This window comes from Ginsengibacter sp. (assembly GCF_057362405.1).
In genome coordinates this window covers 1-4,512 of sequence record NZ_JBMQQG010000189.1, presented here as the reverse complement: position 1 = coordinate 4,512, position 4,512 = coordinate 1, and the positions used below count along the sequence as shown (strand labels likewise).

Below are 4,512 nucleotides of genomic sequence, written 5' to 3'. Positions count from 1 at the left end.
TTATCGCCGTTAAAATATTCACGGGCACAAAGCAACCCTTCCATTAAATAAGAAGTTTCAACAACATCACCGCCATCATCTTTAGAACTAAATGGAATTGTTTTACCGGTTTCGCCATTTAACCAATGCGGAAAAATGCCGTGATATTTATCGGCCTTTAAAAGAAATTTCGTCAATTTGAGCAAGCGATTTACGGCCGTGTCTCTTGTAATCCAGTTCCGGCTAACGGCCACAATAATCGACATCACGCCAAAGCCCGTACCGCCTGTCGCTGCTACTTCCGGGCCGTAATCTGTTATATTGCTGCGCTCCCTGGCCATGCCACTTACCGGATCTGCAAAATCCCAGAAATATTTGAATGTTTGTTTTTGAACTAAGTCAAGCAATCCAGAATCAGAAAGATTCTTATCGATTACAAATGTTTTACCGGCAGGAATATTTTCAGTAACCCTCCTTTTCTTTTGCGCAAAAGAAAAATTAAAGACGAGTAAAAGTAGTGGTAGAAAATAGAGTTTCTTCATATGCAAACAAGCTTCATTAGTAATATAAAGATACAGGAAAAGGATGCTCACCTACTGCACCTGGTATGGGTGCATTGAACATATAATGGCTAAATAAAAACGACAGCGCGAAAAATTAGAATTTCAAGGCCGATGACTAAACGGCCTGACTATTGCGTAATAGAGCCAGGATGCGGTAAAGATCTTATGATAGAATATTTTCTATTGATCACTTATGGCATTTTGAATAAAAATTTCTTTTACTTTTTGCGGGCTGTTCACCTGGGCATAAAAGTCATCCAGATAACTGATAATGTCTTTTTTATTTTTCGAAGTAAGTAAATTAAAATTTTCTATCAAACCATATATATTATCCTTTTGCTTTTTAAAAATATTGAATGCTTCATCTAATTCTTCCATGCTTCGCGGAAGGCCGCGGTATACTCTTTGCCGGACATTTTCGATACCAAGTTTTTCATCAGGGATTGCATAAGGCGTATTTACAAACCCCGAATAGTCAAAATCGTATGGCACTACATAAGGCCGTGCTAACGAATCTTTCCGTGAAATAATGTACCTGGTATTGTGATTAACTGCAACTCCCCAGTCTGTATTACCAATCATATATTCGAATATAGCCATAATGGTCATCTGCTTGCGGTCCGCTTCGGCTGCGGATAACTGCCGGTGTTTCCAATTGCGACAACCATTTCTTTTAGCCATGTCTTTTATATCTTCTGTAAGGAATGCATGTTCTGAAATTGATTTCTTTTTCCCGGCGCTATCAACAAAAGTCAAGTTCATCAGTCTCACGCGAAAACTCATGTCAGTAAGCAAATTATATATCCTGTAAATGAGATACTCTTTTAATAAATATTGATCGAACTCGCCGTAAGTTTGGCACCCACTTGTTAACTTCAGAGAACCTAATGCAGAAAATCCGGAATCTTTTTCATTTTTAAAATTAATCTCAAGTGGTGGCACAAAGCAGAGTGCCTTCCTGGAGTGTCCCCTGAACGTAAACATAACGGGATTTTTTGAAATGATGCCTCCCGGCAAGGTGGTTGTGAAAATCCCACCAAACTCCTCTCCTTCTTTTTTGCGCCCGAGCATTTTGCCCATGTTAGTTGTGATCGTTGCGTCTAAAATTGATGTGTCGCTAAAAAACTGATGCTTATCTACCAAGAAAGATTGAGCCTTCACCAGGCTGCCCGGTAAAAAACATACCAGGAACAGAAACGATAAACCCGCTTTCATAATATTATGTTTATATATTGAAAAAATCTAAAATATTCGTTAGGATATTGCAGCAGGTGTTTTTTCGTTTGGTTAAAAAAGTAATGCGTGGTCCAAAATTAAAACCTATAACGCCCAGGTGTAATCGAAATGTTTTATTTTGATGCTTCTTCGATTACATGCCCAACGGAACCACTTGGCATTTGTATATGAAGCATTGCTGCAATTGTCGGAGCAATATCCGTCATATAAAATTCTTTGTTTGTTTTGCCAGGATGAATATTCCATCCATACCATAACAATGGAATGTGAGAATCATAGGGATTCCATACACCATGCGTAGTGCCACCCCTGCCCTGCCCACCAATATATTGCGGCTGCAGAATAACCTGGATATCGCCACTCCGCGGCGGATAGTATCCATTTGCAACGGCTTTCTTAATTTCTGAATTCAGGGTCACTTCACTTAATCCATCCATTGCAAAAGCTCTTAAGATACCAGGCTGCAGCATTAAAAAATTTACTACTTCTCTATAGACAGCGTCTTTATCGATACGTTGCGTGGCCATAAGATTTCTATCAAGAAATACCTGGTAATTAAACATGCCGATTACCAGTTTGTCTGTCTTAAATTTTTCCTTTAGTAAAGCATTGAGCCCGTCTACGATTGCCTGATCATCTACATTCCCTGCAGGAATTTTATGCGATTTTAAAAATTCAGGAACCTGTGCCACGCCATGGTCAGCGGAAAGAAATACAAGATATTCGCCTTTGCCAACTTGTTTGTCGAGGAATTGAAAGAAAGCTCCCAAATCTTTATCCAGCCTTAAATAATCATCTTCCTGCTCTACTGAATTGGGGCCAAAAGTATGCCCGATGTAATCGGGAGTCGAAAAGCTGACGGTAAGTAAATCTGTCGCTGTGCCTGTTCCCAGCTGCTCACCCATTATAGCCGCTTCACTCATTTCTACTGTAAGTGTATTTCCAAACGGAGTTACAGGAAGTATCCCGTAATTTTTACCAATAAACTGTTTTAAATTATAGGGGAAGCCTTTTACTGTTACGCCGAAAGGCCTGGATTCATAGGTCTCTTCATCGGGAGCGCTTTGCGTATAAGTGTTCAGGGGATAGAGTGTATTCCAGTCCTGGGCAAAATAACCGTCCACCATTTTTTTTGCATTCAGATCTTTTACCCATTGCGGTAACTCTTTCATATAATATGACGATGTGATCCAGTCACCCGTTGTATGATCGTACCAATAGGCACCATTAGCGCTATGACCGGCGGGTAAAATAGCAGCCCGGTCTTTTAATGCAATTCCGATTACCTTTCCACGAAAGTTAGTAGCAAGATGAAGTTCGTCTCCTATTGTAGTTACCAATAAATTATGCGGACTCATTTTCCCTTCACCTGAATTACTGCCCACGGTTGTTGCATTATCATCATCGGTGCAATAAACCTGCTTTGATAAATCGTAGTCCCACCAATCGTTACCGGTGATTCCATCAATTGCCGGGACAGAACCGGTGTAAATGCTTGAATGGCCACACGCAGTTACCGTAGGTATATATGGAATAAAAGTATTTTCACAGGAAAAGCCCTGGTTCAATAATCGCTTAAAGCCCCCATCTTCCTGGTACCGATCATAGTAACGATACAAAAAATCCCATCGCATCTGGTCAACTACAATGCCGACTACAAGTTTTGGCCGTTTTATTACACTTTGACATTTGCCATAATTTGCGATCTGGCAAACAATAAGAATGAGAAGGATTTTACGCATGGAGAATTAGATAATGTTGACAGAAACGAAGGACAGGAATTGCATACTTCAAATTACGTTAAATATGGAAATTGATGAAAATTAAATATTGTTGCCAAATGAATTATTCAATGGACAGAATTTGAATTAAAAGGAGACTAGCAGTCTGCTGCAAGATCTAAACGTGCCAAAGCATTTGTTCAATCCTTGTGATGGTGTTTATGCTTATGCTTGTGGTGTTTCTCGTCTATCACCTCTTCGTTAAGCACCAGTTTAGCAACTCCCGCTGAAGGCATATTTTCCAGGTCTTCGATAAGTCCCTGATCAGAAAGGTCAAGTGTATGAGAATTTTCCCAGTCGTAATGTGCAATTTTTTGAAGCCTCTCAATTACCTCAGCATCATGTACTTCTATTGCAAGCTCGCGCCGGTGATCAAAACTGCCCGGCGTAAGATTAATGGAGCCAATAATTGCACGGCAACCATCAGCCAGCAACATTTTACCATGCAGCTTCAGGAACTTCAGTTTGTGTATTTTAATGCCAACATCATCCATTATGCGTAAGCCGCCAACGCCTTCTAAAAGCTTGTCCATTTTGAGGGTGTGAGGCGGACGGGCCATCACGTGCACCTTTACACCACGACTCGCAGCATGCACCAGTCGCTCAATTATTACCAGATCCTGGAATCTTTCGTTTTGGACAAACAAGGTATGTTTAGCTTCATCAATAAATTTGGCAATTCTTGTACGGCCATTGTTGCTGCACCAAATGAGATTCATATTTTCTCCCGGGTCAAAACTTTGCCGATGCCAATCTGCCTCAAAACACAAAATAATTTCTTTCACTTCGTGAGGATGATAAGTGATGATAGCATAGTCCCGTGTTTCTGTTAGATTTTTGGTTTCCCAGTTAAGTGATTTTATGAAAGCCATGCGATCATCAATCACCATCGATTTTTCGTGAGTAATGGTAAATTCCGGGCTTGTGTCACGCACTTCAATGCCAGCTTCTTC

Annotated in this window: 3 protein-coding genes and 1 pseudogene; all 4 read right to left on the bottom strand. The window is 40.4% G+C overall.

The genetic code is table 11. The annotated features are described in order from the left end of the window. Positions 1 to 521: pseudogene (locus ACO1O5_RS16505) on the bottom strand (glucoamylase family protein); the annotation flags it as partial. Between the two features lie 201 nt (positions 522 to 722). After that, a complete protein-coding gene (locus ACO1O5_RS16500) occupies positions 723 to 1,757 on the bottom strand; it encodes a hypothetical protein (protein WP_486272152.1) in 1,035 nt (344 codons plus the stop codon). Positions 1,758 to 1,891: 134 nt separating this feature from the next. After that, the gene (pafA, locus tag ACO1O5_RS16495; protein WP_486272150.1) at positions 1,892 to 3,520 is read right to left on the bottom strand and encodes an alkaline phosphatase PafA; all 1,629 of its coding nucleotides are present in this window, start codon (positions 3,518 to 3,520) and stop codon (positions 1,892 to 1,894) included. A 179-nt stretch (positions 3,521 to 3,699) separates the two neighbouring features. Beyond that, positions 3,700 to 4,512: phospholipase D-like domain-containing protein (locus ACO1O5_RS16490; protein ID WP_486272148.1), on the bottom strand; the 813-nt coding region annotated here is incomplete at its 5' end.